This is a genomic window from Amycolatopsis sp. PSD-21 (assembly GCF_055561455.1).
In genome coordinates, this window is record NZ_CM145712.1 from 774,263 (window position 1) to 790,045 (window position 15,783).

Here is a 15,783-nt window from a genome sequence, read left to right on the forward strand (position 1 = left end):
GCTCGGCATGCATCACGGCATGACGCAGGGGCCTGGAAAGGGCTCGCCGGGCTGTTAGGCCGATTGGCCGCATTCACGGTGCTCATCGCGGCCGTCGCCGCTGGACTCGGACAGCTCCTCGCGGCGTCGGAGCTTGCACTCACAGTGATCAAATGGGCCGGCGTCGCCTACCTGGTCTGGATCGGCGGGCGCCTGCTGTGGTCGACGTTCCGTGGCGGGGAAACCGCGCTGGTCCAGGCGCCGCGAGGCACCGAATCCGTACCCGCGCTCCGGATCGCGAGGAAGGAATTCGTCGTCGCGATCACCAATCCGAAGGCGATCCTCATCTTCACGGCGTTCGTGCCCCAGTTCATCGACGCAGCTCACGGCTCCTTTCCCATCCAGATCGCGATTCTCGGCGCCGTCTACCTGCTCGCCGAGTTCGTGGCGGGCGCGACCTACATCGGGGCGGGCGCGCTCGTGAAGTCGCTCCGGTTGTCTCGTCGGGCGACTCGCAACGTCGACCGCGGTACCGGCGTCGTGCTCCTCGGCATGGCTGGCGCGCTCGCCACTTCAAGCTCCTGATCACGGTGCGTTTAGCCCCCTAATCGCGATCCGGTGGCCGGAAAAGTGAGGAACGCCAAGGCGATCTGTCAAGATCCCGGAGCGAGAAGCTGCGGTCGATCAACCCCGCGGACCAACCTTCGTCCGGAAAACCCACACGCACTGCGGACACGCCCTGTGAAGCTGTTAGAGTCGGCGACACGCTTCGGGACGAGTGTGCCCCGAAGCGTTCCTGGCTTGTGCCAGAAAGCTGTGTGTTCCCGCCGGCCCCAGGCCGGCCAAGCCGATCGTCGGTAAGACAGCCGACGACGCCGAGGAGGTTCCCCGCGTGCTCAGCGCCTTCCGCTCGGCTCTAGCGACGCCGGATCTACGTAAGAAGATCCTGTTCACGCTAGCCATCGTCGCGGTCTACCGAATCGGTGCCACCATCCCGGCCCCGGGCATCTCGTATTCCGCCGTGCAGCAATGCACGGAGACCGGGTCGCAGGAGGGCGTCTATCAGCTGCTGAACCTGTTCAGCGGCGGTGCACTGCTGCAGCTGTCGCTGTTCTCGACCGGCATCATGCCGTACATCACGGCGAGCATCATCGTCCAGCTCCTCACCGTGGTCATCCCGCGGTTCGAGGAGCTGAAGAAGGAAGGACAGGCCGGTCAGGGCAAGCTGACGCAGTACACCCGGTACCTGACGATCGCCCTCGCGGTCCTGCAGGCGACCGGTGTGGTGGCACTCGCCGACCGCAAGCAGCTCTTCCCGCAGTGCGACACCGCGATCATCCCGGACAACAGCGTCTACACGCTGGCCATCATCGTCATCACGATGACCGCCGGTACCGCCGTCATGATGTGGCTGGGTGAGCTGATCACCGAGCGCGGCGTCGGCAACGGCATGTCCGTCCTCATCTTCCTGAACATCGCGGCCCGCATCCCGATCGAGGGTGGCAACATCCTCAGCAGCGCCGGCCCGGTGGTCTTCACCCTGATCTGCGTGTTCGGCCTGGTGATCATCGCCAGCGTCATCTTCGTCGAGCAGGGCCAGCGCCGGATCCCGGTGCAGTACGCCAAGCGCATGATCGGCCGCCGCATGTACGGCGGGACGTCGACCTACCTGCCGATCAAGGTGAACCAGGCCGGTGTCATCCCGGTCATCTTCGCCTCGTCGCTGCTCTACCTGCCGGACCTGATCAGCCGCCTCGTCGGCGACGCCAACAGCAACGCGGGCTGGCAGGTCTTCATCCAGAACTACATCGTCAACCAGTCCAGCTGGGCGCACGTCCTGCTGTACTTCGCGTTGATCATCTTCTTCACGTACTTCTACATCACGATCACGTTCAACGTGGACGAGCGTGCGGAAGAAATGAAGAAGTTCGGTGGCTTCATCCCGGGTATCCGCCCGGGCCGACCCACCGCGGAGTACCTCAGCTACGTCCTCGGCCGGATCACCCTGCCGGGCTCGCTGTACCTGGGCATCATCGCGATCCTTCCGAACTTCTTCCTGTCCGTCACCGGTAGCGGGAACAACCAGAACTTCCCGTTCGGTGGCACGGCTGTGCTGATCATGGTCGGTGTCGGTCTCGACACCGTGAAGCAGATCGAAAGCCAGCTGATGCAACGTAACTACGAAGGGTTCTTGAAGTGACGCGCCTGGTTCTCGTTGGCCCTCCTGGCGCGGGCAAAGGTACTCAGGCGGTAGCACTGTCGGAGAAGCTCCGGATCCCGCACATCTCGACAGGCGATCTGTTCCGCGCCCACGTGGGCGAGCAGACGCCGCTGGGCCAGGAAGCCAAGCGCTACCTGGACTCCGGCGAACTCGTGCCCGACTCGGTCACGAACGAGATGGTGCGCGAGCGCCTCGCGGAACCCGACGCCAAGGCCGGTTTCCTGCTCGACGGGTTCCCGCGGAACACGAAGCAGGCCGACGTCCTCGGTGAGATCCTCGGCGAGGTCGACACCAAGCTCAACGCGGTCATCCAGCTCCAGGTCTCGGAAGACGTCGTCGTCGATCGGCTGCTGTCCCGCGGCCGTTCGGACGACACCGAAGAGGTCATCCGCCGCCGTCAGCAGATCTACGTGTCCGAGACCGCTCCGCTGCTCGAGTACTACGCGGACATCCTGGTCACGGTCGACGGCGTCGGTACGGTCGACGAGATCTCCGCCCGCGTGCTGGAAGCGCTGCGCGACCGCACGTGAATCTCGGAGGACTGCGTGTACTGCAACGGCTTCGTCGTGGGCGCATGATCGAAATCAAGACCCCTGGCGAGCTCCAGGCGATGCGGGCCGCCGGACTGGTCGTCTGGCGCACCCTCACCGCGGTGCGTGAGCTTGCCAAGCCGGGGGTGACCACGGCCGACCTCGACGAGCTCGCCGAGCAGACGATCCGTGACGCCGGCGCGGTGCCCTCGTTCAAGGGGTACCACGGCTTTCCGGCGTCGATCTGCGCTTCGGTGAACGAGCAGATCGTGCACGGCATCCCGTCGAAGACGCAGGTCCTGAACGACGGCGACATCATCTCGGTGGACTGCGGTGCCATCCTCGACGGCTGGCACGGCGACTCGGCGGTCACCCTCGCGATCGGCGAGGTGTCGAAGGCGGATCTCGCGCTCTCGGCCGCCACCGAGGCGGCGATGTGGGCGGGGATCGCCGCCGTGTCGTCGGGCGGCAGGCTCACGGACATCTCGCACGCGGTGCAGACCGCAGCCGAGAAGGCGAGCAGGGAAGACGGCATCGAGTACGGGATGATCGTCGAGTACGGCGGCCACGGCATCGGGCGCCAGATGCATATGGACCCGTTCCTGCCGAACCTGGGCAAACCGGGCAAGGGGCCGCGGCTCAAGACCGGGATGGCGCTCGCGATCGAGCCCATGCTGACCGGTGGCGGCGGGGAGACCGTCGAGCTCGAGGACGGCTGGACCGTCGTGACCGCCGACGGCTCGCGGGCCGCGCACTGGGAGCACACCGTCGCGATCACCGACGACGGCCCGTGGGTGCTCACCGCCCCCGAAGACGCCTGACCTCGCCCTTCGCCGTCCGGATCGCGTTTAGCCCGCTAAACGCAAGTGCGCCTCCAGATCGCAGTTAGCCCGCTAAACGCAAGTGCGTCCGCTGGTCGGTGGAGCGCCCGGCGCCGCCGTTGAGGCGCCCGCCCGCTGCGTCCATCGGGTGCACCTCGCGCGGCGGTCGTCCCCAGGTCACGGGCCCACCGGATCGCGATTAGCCCGCTAAACGCAGGTCGGCGAGGGCGTACGATGGTGGAGGCCAGATCAGGCGGGCTCGAGGGGTCACCTAACACAGTCACCCCCGTTTGGGGCTCGCGACACGGGTTGCGTACACTGTCAAGTCGGTGTACTCATCGCGCCCGGATCCTGCGCGCTCGTGAACTCTCGCGAACGGACATTGGACCCGGGCAGGAGTGTGCCGATGCACCACCCAGCCAAGCACTCAAGCTTTGACTGATCACACAGTGTAGCGACAGGAAATGCGGAGGACATGGGCAAGAAAGACGGGGCCATCGAGGTCGAAGGCCGCGTAGTCGAGCCGCTCCCCAACGCGATGTTCCGCGTCGAGTTGGAGAACGGCCACAAGGTCCTTGCACACATCAGCGGCAAGATGCGGCAGCACTACATCCGCATCCTGCCCGAGGACAGGGTTGTCGTGGAGCTCTCGCCCTACGACTTGTCACGTGGTCGCATCGTCTACCGCTACAAGTGATCACGACGAGTTAGCACAAGCAGGAGAGCAGGAGACGTGAAGGTCCAGCCGAGCGTCAAGAAGATCTGCGACAAGTGCAAGGTGATCCGCCGTCACGGCCGGATCATGGTGATCTGCGAAAACCTGCGGCACAAGCAGCGGCAGGGCTGATCACTCGCACTCGTACAGAGTGGATTGACGGCTACACAATCTCCCCGCACCTGCCGGGCCGTGCGAACGGCCCGGTTCACCCTCGGACTTCAGGCCGAGGCCGGGACACCCGAAGCGCAAGCAGAGGGCACGACAGGCGAGTCGGTCCCGGGACCGGACGGGGAGCAGACCTGAAGATGAATTCTATGAAGGAGCATCAACGCCAATGGCACGACTCGCTGGCGTAGACCTCCCCCGCGAAAAGCGGTTGGAGATCGCGCTGACCTACATCTACGGCATCGGCCGTACCCGCTCGAAGCAGCTCATCGCGGCTGCCGAGCTCAACGCGGACACTCGCGTCAAGGATCTGAGCGATGACGACCTCGCCAAGCTGCGGGTCTACATCGAGGAGAACTTCAAGGTCGAGGGTGACCTTCGCCGTGAGGTGAACGCCGACATCCGTCGGAAGATCGAGATCGGGTGCTACGAGGGCCTTCGCTGGCGTCGCGGACTTCCCGTCCGCGGTCAGCGCACCAAGACGAACGCCCGCACCCGTAAGGGTCCGAAGAAGACGGTCGCCGGCAAGAAGAAGGCTGGCAAGAAGTGAGCGTCCAGGGCAAGAAGGTCGTGCGTATGGGCGGCGTCCACCGCCGCGGCTCGGCTTGTGTCTCGCCCAAGGCGCTCTACGCCCGCCCGATGGCGCTCCGCAACCTGTACACCGACGCCGGTTCGATCATCCGGCGCGGCCAGGCCGAAGCGGTCGCCGCTCACCAAGAGAACGCGCGCTAACAGGAGAACCCTCAGAACATGCCACCGAAGTCTCGTACTGCGGCGGGGGCCAAGAAGGTCCGCCGCAAGGAAAAGAAGAATGTCGCGCACGGTCACGCGCACATCAAGAGCACCTTCAACAACACCATCGTCTCGATCACGGACCCGACCGGTGCCGTGATCGCGTGGGCGTCGAGTGGTCACGTGGGCTTCAAGGGCTCGCGTAAGTCCACCCCGTTCGCCGCGCAGATGGCCGCCGAGAACGCCGCCCGCAAGGCTGCCGAGCACGGCATGAAGAAGGTCGACGTCTTCGTGAAGGGCCCGGGTTCGGGTCGCGAGACGGCGATCCGCTCGCTGCAGGCGGCCGGCCTCGAGGTCGGCACCATCCAGGACGTGACCCCGCAGCCTCACAACGGCTGCCGCCCGCCCAAGCGGCGCCGGGTCTGAGGAACGGGGAGGAGTAAGAAGAAATGGCTCGTTACACCGGCCCCGCGACGCGTATTTCGCGTCGCCTCAAGGTTGACCTCATCGGCGGCGACCAGGCTTTCGAGCGTCGCCCCTACCCGCCGGGCCAGCACGGCCGCGGGCGCATCAAGGAGTCCGAGTACCTCCTGCAGTCGCAGGAGAAGCAGAAGGCTCGCTACACCTACGGCGTTCTCGAGCGTCAGTTCGTCCGGTACTACAAGGAAGCCGTCCGGCGTCCGGGTAAGACCGGTGAGAACCTGCTGCAGATCCTCGAGTCCCGGCTGGACAACGTGATCTACCGCGCCGGCATCGCCCGCACCCGCCGTCAGGCGCGTCAGCTGGTGAGCCACGGCCACTTCCTGGTCAACGGCGTCAAGGTCAACGTCCCGTCCTACCAGGTCACGAAGTGGGACATCATCGACGTGCGGCCGAAGTCGTTCGCGATGCTGCCCTTCGTCGCGGCCAAGGAGTCCTTCGGCGAGCGTCCCGTTCCCGCGTGGCTCCAGGTCGTTCCGTCCAACCTCCGCGTGCTGGTCCACCAGCTCCCGGAGCGCGCTCAGATCGACGTTCCGGTCCAGGAACAGCTGATCGTCGAGCTCTACTCGAAGTGATCCACCATCGGGCCGGGGTTTCCCCGGCCCGATGTGGGCACGGGCGGCGGCGCCCGGAGTGCGCCGCCGTTTCGCCATCCCTTTCGGTGTCATATGGCGGGCGCCGTTTGGAAAGGAATTAGGAAAGATGCTGATTTCCCAGCGACCGGCTCTCGGCGAAGAGACGGTCAACGAGACCCGCTCCCGGTTCACCATCGAACCGCTGGAGCCCGGCTTCGGCTACACGCTCGGCAACTCGCTGCGGCGCACGCTGCTGTCGTCCATTCCGGGCGCGGCCGTGACGAGCATCCGCATCGACGGCGTGCTGCACGAGTTCACCACCGTTCCCGGGGTGAAGGAAGACGTCACCGACATCATCCTGAACCTCAAGGAGCTCGTGGTCTCCTCGGAAGAGGACGAGCCGGTCACCATGTACCTGCGCAAGCAGGGCCCTGGTGAGGTCACCGCCGCCGACATCGTGCCCCCGGCCGGTGTCACCGTGCACAACCCGGATCTGCACATCGCGTCGCTGAACGGCAAGGGCAAGCTCGAGATCGAGCTCGTCGTCGAGCGCGGCCGCGGTTACGTTCCGGCCCTGCAGAACAAGCAGGCGGGCGCGGAGATCGGCCGGATCCCGGTCGACTCCATCTACTCCCCGGTGCTGAAGGTGACCTACAAGGTCGAGGCGACCCGTGTCGAGCAGCGCACCGACTTCGACAAGCTGATCCTGGACGTGGAGACGAAGCCGTCGATCACGCCGCGGGACGCTGTCGCGTCGGCCGGTAAGACGCTGGTGGAGCTGTTCGGTCTCGCGCGCGAGCTGAACGTCGACGCCGAAGGCATCGAGATCGGCCCGTCGCCGCAGGAGGCGGACACCATCGCCGCCTACGCGATGCCGATCGAGGACCTGGACCTCACCGTCCGGTCGTACAACTGCCTCAAGCGCGAGGGCATCCACACCGTCGGCGAACTGGTCTCGCGCAGCGAGGCCGACCTGCTGGACATCCGCAACTTCGGTGCGAAGTCGATCGACGAGGTCAAGCTCAAGCTCGTCGGTCTCGGCCTCGCGCTGAAGGACAGCCCGCCCGGGTTCGACCCGACCGCGGCCGCGGCCAGCTACGACGGTGAGGGCTGGTCCGAGGGCGTCGACAGCATCACGGACGGAATTTCGGACAACGGCCACGACGATGGCCAGGACTACGCAGAGACGGAGCAGCTGTAAGGCCAGCTACGGCTCCCTCACACCAGTAGGGGTGGGGGAGCGACGGCCTCCAGCTGTGAGCTGAACGAGGAGAACCGATGCCCACCCCCACAAAGGGACCCCGTCTCGGCGGGTCGCCCGCGCACGAACGGCTGATCCTGGCCAACCTGGCCACCCAGCTGTTCGAGCACGGCAAGATCACGACGACCGAGGCGAAGGCCCGGCGGGTGCGCCCGCTGGCCGAGAAGCTGATCACGAAGGCGAAGCGGGGCGACCTGCACAACCGTCGTCAGATCCAGCGCATCGTGCGCGACAAGGACGTCGTGCACAAGCTGATCGCCGAGATCGGTCCGTTCTTCGCGGAGCGCCCGGGTGGCTACACCCGGATCACCAAGACGATGGCGCGTAAGGGCGACAACGCCCCCATGGCCGTCATCGAGCTGGTGGCCGAGAAGACCGTCACCGCCGAGGCCGAGGCCGCGCGCAAGACGAAGTTCGCCAAGGACGAGCCGAAGGCTGCCGCCCCGGCCGCCGAGGAGACCACCGACGCCCCTGAGGCTGCCGACACGGCCGCCACCGAGGCTCCGGAGGCCACCGAGGCTCCCGCCGCCGACGAGGCCGCTGAGGCCCCCGCCGCGGACGCGGACAGCAAGAAGGACTGACGTCCTGACGGCACCGAACACCCCGGACGAGCCCGCCACTCCCACTGCGGAGGGCGGGCTCGTTCGTCTGCGTCTGGATGTCTCCTACGACGGCACGGATTTCTCCGGCTGGGCGCGGCAGCCCGGACGGCGCACGGTGCAGGGAGTCCTCGAAGAGGCGCTCGCGAAGCAGCCTCCAGGAGCTTCGGTCCCGAAGTCCGTCGTCGTCGCCGGCCGCACCGATGCCGGTGTGCACGCGGCGGCCCAGGTAGTCCACGTCGACGTGTCGCCTTTAGCGGGCAAAACGCGATCCGGCCGTCTGGAACTGGACGAGCACGGCATTCCTGACCTGGGGCGGATGCGTCACCGCTGGAATCGGTACCTGCCGGGCGACGTGCGGGTGCTGGATGCCCGGGTCGCGCCGCCTGGGTTCGACGCGCGGTTCTCGGCCGTGCGGCGTCACTACCTCTACCGCGTTTCGGACGCGCCATGGGGCGTAGATCCGTTGCGGCGTCACGACACTCTGGCCTGGGGCCGCCCGCTTTCGGTCGACGCGATGAACGAGGCGTCCGAGGCTCTCCTGGGCCTGCAGGACTTCGCGGCCTTCTGCAAGCAGCGGGAGGGCGGGACGACCATTCGCGAGCTGCAGCGGCTCGTCTGGCGGCGGACCGGGCCGCACGCGGTCGAGGTCGCCGTCTCTGCCGACGCGTTCTGCCACTCGATGGTGCGCAGTCTGGTGGGGGCACTGCTCTTGGTCGGGGACGGCCGCCGTCCACTGGGCTGGCCCGGCGACGTCCTGGAGAGCCGGACTCGCGACAGCGCAGTGGCTCCCGCACACGGCCTGACGTTGATGGCGGTCGATTACCCGCCGGACGCCGAACTCGCCTCACGCGCCGATCAAACGCGCGCCATGCGCAGTCCCTCCTGACCCGGCCGCGGCGCGTTTAGCGGGCTAATCGCGCTCCGGCGGCGGGCCCGCCAGACGGACTCGACGATGCCTTCGAAGTCGTTCGCAAGGTCTTCCGCGGTGACGATGACGAAACGCCAGCCTTCGGCCTCCACGCGTCTTCGGCGTTTGCGATCGTGGGCTTGTTGCTTCGGGGTGTTGTGCCAGCGGCCGTCGTATTCGACGGCGACCTTGAACTGCTCGTCCCCCAGGTCGAGGCGAGCGAGGAAATGACCGGTCCGGGTGCTGACCTCGAGCTGAGGCGTCGCCGTGATGCCGCCGGCGGCCAGCACGATGCGGAGCTCCGATTCCGGGGGCGACTCCGCGCGAGGATCGGACAAGCGCAAAGCATGTCTGGCCAAGCGGATTCCCCTGTTGCGGCGACCGTAGAACTCCCTGTTGAGATGTAGGTCGGTGAGTTTCTCGGCTCTCAAGAACTGGTCCAGATCCGGCACGCCGATGCGGAGCCGGCGAACCCAGCCGGATTTGCGAGGAGAAAGCCGGAGGAGCAGATCGAGCGCGGTTCGGCTTTTCCGCGCGATCCGAATGCCGTTCCAGGGCCTCGATTCCTCGGGTTTGACTTCGGTACGCCGAACCTTGATACCGACTATCGGGCCGAAGCGATTCTTCTCCGGGACGATCATCTCGACCGGATCGTGAGGTTTGGCCAGCTCGACGCCTTGAACCGTCGCGGCCGATCGTCCGGTCAGCACCGCTTCGGGAGGCGCGAGCAACGCGGCTCCTCGGCAGCGCAGTTCATGCGTGACCTCGACATCGGCGCGCGTGTAGACGTCCTGGAACAGCCGTCGGACGCTTGATCCGCGTAGCTGACTGGCCGTGATGAGGCCTGCCTTGCGGGCTTCCGAGCCGCGGAATACGTCGGGAAGATGAGATGAATCGAAGGGTTTGGTCATATCGACACAGTGATCGACAAGACCGACAACCTATGCCCGTGACTGCCAATTCGAGGGCGTTTATCCACAACCCCTGGCTTATCCACAGCCTGCGCTATTGCCCCTTGACGGACAGGCTCCGCGCCCCGGATCGCGTTTAGCGGCCTAATCGCGACGCGGGCAGGACGCAAAACGGGGGCACCGTCCGAAAAGGACAGTGCCCCCGCAGAGCACGATTAGCCCGCTAAAGTCGACGCGGGCCGGGCTAGTCGCCGCGGCGCACGGGGCCCAGGATCTGCTGCTCTTTCGCCGTGGTGACCAGGCGAAGAGGGCGCCAGAGGTTCCGGCCCAGGGCGACGACCTGGTCGTCCTTCAGCGTCGTGAGCTGCTTCATCATCTGGGGCGGGAGCCGCCAGATCCGGGCGGCCAGCTCGGCCTGTCCCGGCGGGAGCCGCTGCATCAGCACCAGGTCGGCGGCGTTCGCGGTCGCCCCGGCCTGCGGGTGCAGGTACGGCAGCACGTAGACCGTCGTCTGCCACGGCGACCGCGGCGGGAACAGATCCTGCGGCGTCGGGCCACCATCGGTCACCACGAGCAGCGGCGCGTCCTCGGAGGGCCGCGGAAGATCCACCGGCGACAGCCGCCGGATCTGCACCAGCGGCGAAGGCCTGCCGTTCGGCTGGGTCCCCGCGGCCTGGGGGAGCACCTGCCACGCGGCCGGACGTCCCGTCGCGACGACGACCCACGCTCCGACCGCCATCGCCCGCAGCGCCACCTGACGAGCCAGGTAGAGGCCACCGACCAGCACGATCCGGGTCGGGGTCGAGCGCAGCGCCGAGATCGTCAGCGGCTCGCCCTTGAGCCCGGAGCCGAGAACGATGCCACCGCGATCACCGGACGGACTGATCGCGTCGAGCATCGCCGGGTCGACGGTGAATTCCGGGGCGACACCGGCGCTCTGGCCGGCGTCGCGCATGCGGGTGCTCATGCCGTGCCTCCGATCGGCAAAGTCGCGGAGAACCCGGAGATCTGCAGGCCGCGCAGCGGCGTCAGCGTCACACCCAGCCGGTCCGAGATGCCCTGCAGCCGCTGGTCGGCCGCGTCCAGTTCACGCGGGTTCCGCGCGCTCAGGCGCACGATTCCCCGCAGGCCGATCTTGCCCTCGTCCGCGGACGGCGAGATCGACATCGCCACCGTCGCCGACAGCGCGCGGACACTGGTCAGCGCGTTCAGGCTGCCGCTGATCTTGCCCTTCGGCCAGCTGGTGATCGCGTAGCTCGCGTGGCCGATACCGGCGGCGGTGACTCCGGTCCAGCGCTCCTGCAGACCGACCTTCCCCTGCGAACCGGCGACCGCGGTCAGCTCGGCGGCCGAAATGCTGGACCGCAGCAACTCGTCCGGGTCGAGCGGCCGGGTCGGCACGCCCTGCGATTCCAAGGCGTTGCGCACCCGCGAGAGCGCGCCGATCAGGGCGCGATGCGCACCCACGACGCCGCCACCGCGTTCGCGGATGGCGGCCGGGCATCGGCGCGGGTCGAGCCGGATGGCGACCCAAGTCGTCCGCCGCGCCGCCGCGGGGAGCGGGCCGAGCACCTCCATGTAGGAGCTGAGTGCGGGCGAGTCCGACGGAAGCGCGGCGCTGCCCGGGTAGCAGTGCCAGATCATCTGGATCGAGTCGAGGACCACGCCGCGGTCTTCGAGGCACGGCGCGAGCGCGGACAGCGGCAGGCTCGGCGCTCCACCCGCCTGGGTGATCAGCGCGGGCGCGGGTTCGACGAGCAGGACGGCGGTCCACGTCCCGTCGTTCCACGCGATGCCGACCTGCTGACGTTCGTGGTCCACGCCGTGCGCGACGACGAGATCGGGAACGGCGAGGCGAAGCAGGTTCACGCGGGCGTCGTCGGGACCGGTGACGGCGTCCTCTTCGGCTGCGAGCGACTCGATGCTGCTCGGCGGAAGCGGATTCGCCACCCGATCGTGCGAACGGAGCATGTACCGCATGGTGAGTCCAGCCCATTGGGTGAACCAGCGGCCGCCCCAGCGCAGGAACGCGATGATGATCGCGAACGCGAGTACGCCGATCGCGACGTACTTCAGCTTCATGTCGATCGCGAGCAGGACGAGACCGATCGCGAGCCCGAGTTCGAGCACGACCAGGTTCGCCACGGGCAGCGGGCCGAGGTTGATCCCGCCGGTACGGCGTCGCGCGGGCGCGGCGATCCGTGCCGCCGGAGCCGGCGGGGGACCGGACTGGGGGCCGGGGCCGCCGGACGGGGGACCGCCTGGTCCACCGGGCCCTCCAGGTCCACCGGGGCCTCCCGGACCACCAGGCCCGCCGGGGCCCTTGGGCCCTCCTGGACCACCAGGACCCTGCGGTCCGCCAGGCCCTCCAGGGCCGCCTGGGCCCCCGGGACCGCGAGGAACACCGGGACCTCCCGGGCCTCCGGCCGGGCCGCCCGGACCACCCGGTCTGCCGGGCCTTGGCGGCGGTCCCGGTGGACGACCAGGAGGTTGCGGCCCCGGAGGGCCGGGCGGACGTGGAGGAGTGGTGACGGACATCCGCGCTTTCTCTTCCCCTCGTGCTTGCTGCGTACCCGGAAAGCCGGTCCCGAGGAACTTGACACTAGCTGGAGTTGGTAGAAACCCCACACCAGACGGTCCCCGTACGGCTATCCTGCGGAACCGTACCGCGACGGGGAGGACTGTAGGTCGAGAATGCCATCAACACCGACTACTAAGTCTCAAGTTCAGGCTTATCAGTTCGTTCTGCGACGGATGCAATCCGCGCTGGTCCGTCGCGACGCCGTCATGCTCCACGACCCGATGCGCACGCACACGCGGGCCACCATCGTGGGTGTCGTGCTGGCCGCGCTGGGCGTCCTGGTCTTCGTCATCTGGGGCCTGCTGAGCCCGAAGCCCGCCGTGCCGGAAGCGGGCAACATCGTCATCGGCGAGCAGTCCGGAACGGTTTACGTCGTGGCCGGGAACCCGAAGAAACTGATCCCGACCTTCAACCTCGCCTCCGCGCGGCTGCTGATCATCGCGCAGTCGAAACAAGGGGCGCAGCAGGCGGGCGCCAAGCCTTCCGGGCCCACACAGGCCTCCGAAGTGAAGAACCCCACAGTCGTCTCGGATGAACAGCTGAAGAACATCCCCCGCGGTCAGCTCATGGGTATTCCGAACGGCCCGCAGCTGATGCCGACGGACACTCAGCGGGTCTCCCCGGAATGGGGTGTGTGCGACGAGGTCATGTACGACCCGTCCGTGCCTCAGCCGGACCTCACGAAGACCGAGACGACCGTCTACGCGGGCGTGAAGCAGCTCGGAAGCCGTGAGCTCGGGCAGAACGAAGCCTTGCTGGCCAAGGGCGCCAACGGCCGCGAGTACTTGATCTACCGGCAGAAGCCGGACCCGAACGTCCGGAACGCGAACGCCGTCAAGGCCGAGATCCAGCCTGACGCCGACGCCGTCCGTTCCGCGCTGAAGCTGCCCAACCAGCCCCGCGGTATCTCGCAGGGTCTGCTGGACGCGATCCCCGAGGTTCCGGAGCTGAAGCTCCCGGACGTCCCGGGCAAGGGCGAGAGCCCGAGCTACGAGATCGAAGGCATGAAGGTCGGCGACGTGTTCTCCACGGAGCAGGCCGAAGGGCGGAAGGACTTCTACCTCATCACGCGCGAAGGCATCCAGGCCATCTCGCCCGCCGTCGCGGACATCGTGAAGACCGGGAAGAACGACGGCAGCACCTCGGTCACGTCCGTGCCGCTGGCCGCGATCCGCAATCTCAACAGGGTTTCCCAGGTCGTCGAGCTCGACGCGTATCCCCAGACCGTGCCGACGGTGCTCAACGCGACCCAGGGCTCCCGGGTCTCCTGCCTGAGCTGGTCCATCACGGGCGAAGGCGGCTCCCGGGACGCGCACACGGCCGTGTTCGTCGACGACAAGCTGCCGAAGGGCAGGAACGCCGACGGGTCCGCGCCCGGCGTCAAGATCGGTACCCCCGGCCCGGTCGGCGCGCCGATCAACAGCTTCTACATGGAGCCCGGCTTCGCGGCGGTCGTCCAGTCGGCGACCGGCAAGGAGACCTTCGACAAGGGGCCGATCCAGCTGATCTCCGATCGCGGGATCCGGTACGGCGTCCCCGACGCGGTCACGGCGGATTCGATCGGGCTCAACAAACGGGTTCCCGCGCCCGAATCCATCGTCAGGATCCTGCCTACCGGCGCTTCGCTGAACACGCAGGACGTGCTCCGGACGTTCGACACGGTGCCGATCGACGACCGGGCCGGATCGGTCGCCACGCAGTCGCAGCAGGCTCCGGCGGGCAACTGAGCACGGGAACCCCTCGGACGGCGCGAGCGTCTCAACGCCCGAGTGGAATCGGGTGAGTGGAGGGTGCAGTGGCCGGCCTGAAGATCGACGGCGACGTCGTCGGTGACTATGCGAAAAGGGTGGACGCGGCCGCCGGAGAGCTCGACCTGGCGGCCGCGGAGGTGACGGGTGAGGGCGTCACCGTCGAATCCCACGGCACGCTGGGCGAGGAACTGGGCCTCGGCGCGTCCTATGGGCGTGCGGCGGAGGCCATCCGGCGTCAGCTGGTGGAAGGCGCGGCCGCGCTGAGGTCGGCGTCCGAGGCACTGCACACGGTGACCGCGCGGCACGCCGGGCACGACGACGAGGCCGCGCAGACGATCAAGCGCGCAGTGGAGCTCTGAACCGCATGATCGCCGAATCGGAGAACCCGACGGATTCCATCCCGCACCCGATGGCGGCCGCACGTCCTGCGGCTCCCGAGGCGCCCCCGATCGCGTTTAGCCCGCTAAACGCGACGGGGTCGGGCGGTGAGGAGCTGATCGAGGCCGCGGCTCCGCATCTCGCCTTCGTTTCGGAGCTGTCCGGCCAGCTGGGGCTGATCGATCCGGTCGAGACCTACCTGACCCCGCTGGCGGGGCGCTGGGAGGACTTGAAGGCCGAGGCGGACCTGCTCCGGAAAGCGGCGAAGACCGCGGGCAACGTCTCGAAAGAACTGTCGGAGGACCTCGGCCGTCTCGACGCCGGGTGGTCCGGCAAGGACGCTGACGCCTTCGTCGCGTACATCGTGGACATCAACGCCGCGGGCTCCGACGTCGAAGACGCCCTCAGCACGCTGGCGAGCTCGCTCGACGAGCTGGTGCTGTCGATCCGCCGCATCCTGACCGACCTCGTCGAGGTCCTGGTCGACACGGCCGAACTGACCTCCGAAACCGCGATGCTGCCGGTCGGTGGCGTGCGGCGGGCGCGGACCCAGCTGGAGGAGGCACAAGAGTCGGCCAAGGCGCTCCATGAAGCCGCTCGTAACGTCCTCGAGGGCTTCGTGCGGTTTTGCGACGGCGTCGACGATCCTGACGCAGGCTCGCGGAGCATCGAAATCACTCACCGGTACCCGCAGGACGAGTTCAAGCTTCACGACGAGTCCGAGGCGCAGGGCGCGCCGGTACCCGAAAAGGCCCCCGCTGAGGCGGATTCCGGCGCGGCGTCCGACGATCAGTCGACGTCGCCGTCCGCTGCCGACGGCAGGCAGACCGGGTCGCAGGAACCGCCGATCGAGCAAGGGCAGGCGCTGGTCCCGGAGGTCGCGCCCGTTCAGGCCGCTCCGGCGCAGGGGCACGGGGTCGCCGGGGCCGGATCGGCGATGATGCCGATGGGGATGGCGCCGATGATGGGGATGGGCGGCATGGGCGGAGGTCAGACGGCGCATCAGTCCAAGACGCGGCCCGCCTCGAAACCGTCCGATGTGGTCGGTGAGCCCGGCCAGGTCGTCCCGCCCGTGATCGGCGAAGACGAGAAGCCGGCTCCGAAGCCCAAGCCGGCCAAGTAGGCGCCCCAGCGCCAAGCGACTTTAGCGGGCTAATCGCGATCTGGGCGG

The 15,783-nt window shown here is 67.7% G+C and carries 19 protein-coding genes; 16 read left to right on the plus strand and 3 right to left on the minus strand.

What is annotated here, in order from left to right; all coding sequences use genetic code 11:
* The first annotated feature begins 63 nt into the window (after window positions 1-63).
* The 13 genes from ACZ1DY_RS04055 to truA all read left to right on the plus strand — a co-directional run bounded on the left by ACZ1DY_RS04055 (window position 64) and on the right by truA (window position 8,970).
* Complete coding sequence (locus tag ACZ1DY_RS04055; protein WP_465483636.1) at window positions 64-564, plus strand: LysE family translocator; 501 nt, start codon at window positions 64-66, stop codon at window positions 562-564.
* Between the two features lie 307 nt (window positions 565-871).
* Entirely contained in the window at window positions 872-2,179 is a 1,308-nt protein-coding gene (gene secY, locus ACZ1DY_RS04060; protein WP_126733351.1) for a preprotein translocase subunit SecY, read from the plus strand.
* Window positions 2,176-2,730, plus strand: a complete 555-nt coding sequence (locus ACZ1DY_RS04065; protein WP_126733352.1) for an adenylate kinase — start codon at window positions 2,176-2,178, stop codon at window positions 2,728-2,730. Before secY ends, ACZ1DY_RS04065 begins: the two co-directional genes overlap by 4 nt.
* 44 nt (window positions 2,731-2,774) lie before the next feature.
* Complete coding sequence (gene map, locus ACZ1DY_RS04070) at window positions 2,775-3,551, plus strand: type I methionyl aminopeptidase (protein ID WP_126733353.1); 777 nt, start codon at window positions 2,775-2,777, stop codon at window positions 3,549-3,551.
* A 475-nt stretch (window positions 3,552-4,026) separates the two neighbouring features.
* Window positions 4,027-4,248: a translation initiation factor IF-1 gene (infA, locus tag ACZ1DY_RS04075; protein ID WP_005166804.1), complete on the plus strand. Its 222-nt coding sequence runs from the start codon at window positions 4,027-4,029 to the stop codon at window positions 4,246-4,248.
* A gap of 36 nt (window positions 4,249-4,284) precedes the next feature.
* Window positions 4,285-4,398, plus strand: a complete 114-nt coding sequence (rpmJ, locus tag ACZ1DY_RS04080; protein WP_004558882.1) for a 50S ribosomal protein L36 — start codon at window positions 4,285-4,287, stop codon at window positions 4,396-4,398.
* Window positions 4,399-4,603: 205 nt separating this feature from the next.
* Entirely contained in the window at window positions 4,604-4,984 is a 381-nt protein-coding gene (gene rpsM, locus ACZ1DY_RS04085; RefSeq protein ID WP_005166805.1) for a 30S ribosomal protein S13, read from the plus strand.
* Window positions 4,981-5,166, plus strand: coding sequence for a hypothetical protein (locus ACZ1DY_RS04090; protein WP_005166807.1), 186 nt, complete (start codon window positions 4,981-4,983; stop codon window positions 5,164-5,166). Before rpsM ends, ACZ1DY_RS04090 begins: the two co-directional genes overlap by 4 nt.
* A gap of 18 nt (window positions 5,167-5,184) precedes the next feature.
* On the plus strand, window positions 5,185-5,592 hold the full coding sequence (gene rpsK / locus ACZ1DY_RS04095; RefSeq protein ID WP_004558885.1) for a 30S ribosomal protein S11: 408 nt from the start codon (window positions 5,185-5,187) through the stop codon (window positions 5,590-5,592).
* A 23-nt stretch (window positions 5,593-5,615) separates the two neighbouring features.
* Window positions 5,616-6,221, plus strand: coding sequence for a 30S ribosomal protein S4 (rpsD, locus tag ACZ1DY_RS04100; RefSeq protein WP_007031054.1), 606 nt, complete (start codon window positions 5,616-5,618; stop codon window positions 6,219-6,221).
* A 127-nt stretch (window positions 6,222-6,348) separates the two neighbouring features.
* A complete protein-coding gene (locus ACZ1DY_RS04105; protein ID WP_005166811.1) occupies window positions 6,349-7,422 on the plus strand; it encodes a DNA-directed RNA polymerase subunit alpha in 1,074 nt (357 codons plus the stop codon).
* Window positions 7,423-7,499: 77 nt separating this feature from the next.
* The gene (rplQ, locus tag ACZ1DY_RS04110) at window positions 7,500-8,063 is read left to right on the plus strand and encodes a 50S ribosomal protein L17 (RefSeq protein ID WP_034304270.1); all 564 of its coding nucleotides are present in this window, start codon (window positions 7,500-7,502) and stop codon (window positions 8,061-8,063) included.
* A 73-nt stretch (window positions 8,064-8,136) separates the two neighbouring features.
* On the plus strand, window positions 8,137-8,970 hold the full coding sequence (gene truA, locus ACZ1DY_RS04115; protein WP_465485819.1) for a tRNA pseudouridine(38-40) synthase TruA: 834 nt from the start codon (window positions 8,137-8,139) through the stop codon (window positions 8,968-8,970).
* Here truA and ACZ1DY_RS04120 read toward each other — a convergent pair.
* The 3 genes from ACZ1DY_RS04120 to eccE form a co-directional block, all read right to left on the minus strand.
* Window positions 8,940-9,902, minus strand: a complete 963-nt coding sequence (locus ACZ1DY_RS04120; RefSeq protein WP_465483637.1) for an endonuclease domain-containing protein — start codon at window positions 9,900-9,902, stop codon at window positions 8,940-8,942. The two genes, truA and ACZ1DY_RS04120, sit on opposite strands and share 31 nt — an antisense overlap.
* Window positions 9,903-10,146: 244 nt before the next feature.
* Window positions 10,147-10,869, minus strand: coding sequence for a hypothetical protein (locus tag ACZ1DY_RS04125; RefSeq protein WP_126733355.1), 723 nt, complete (start codon window positions 10,867-10,869; stop codon window positions 10,147-10,149).
* A complete protein-coding gene (eccE, locus tag ACZ1DY_RS04130; RefSeq protein WP_465483638.1) occupies window positions 10,866-12,047 on the minus strand; it encodes a type VII secretion protein EccE in 1,182 nt (393 codons plus the stop codon). Before eccE ends, ACZ1DY_RS04125 begins: the two co-directional genes overlap by 4 nt.
* Before the next feature lie 549 nt (window positions 12,048-12,596).
* Here eccE and eccB point away from each other — a divergent pair.
* From eccB to ACZ1DY_RS04145, 3 genes are all read left to right on the plus strand, one after another.
* Window positions 12,597-14,210, plus strand: a complete 1,614-nt coding sequence (eccB, locus tag ACZ1DY_RS04135) for a type VII secretion protein EccB (RefSeq protein WP_126733356.1) — start codon at window positions 12,597-12,599, stop codon at window positions 14,208-14,210.
* Between the two features lie 68 nt (window positions 14,211-14,278).
* Complete coding sequence (locus ACZ1DY_RS04140) at window positions 14,279-14,593, plus strand: hypothetical protein (RefSeq protein WP_034304288.1); 315 nt, start codon at window positions 14,279-14,281, stop codon at window positions 14,591-14,593.
* Window positions 14,594-14,598: 5 nt separating this feature from the next.
* A complete protein-coding gene (locus ACZ1DY_RS04145; RefSeq protein ID WP_465483639.1) occupies window positions 14,599-15,735 on the plus strand; it encodes a WXG100 family type VII secretion target in 1,137 nt (378 codons plus the stop codon).
* The last annotated feature ends 48 nt before the right edge of the window (window positions 15,736-15,783 follow it).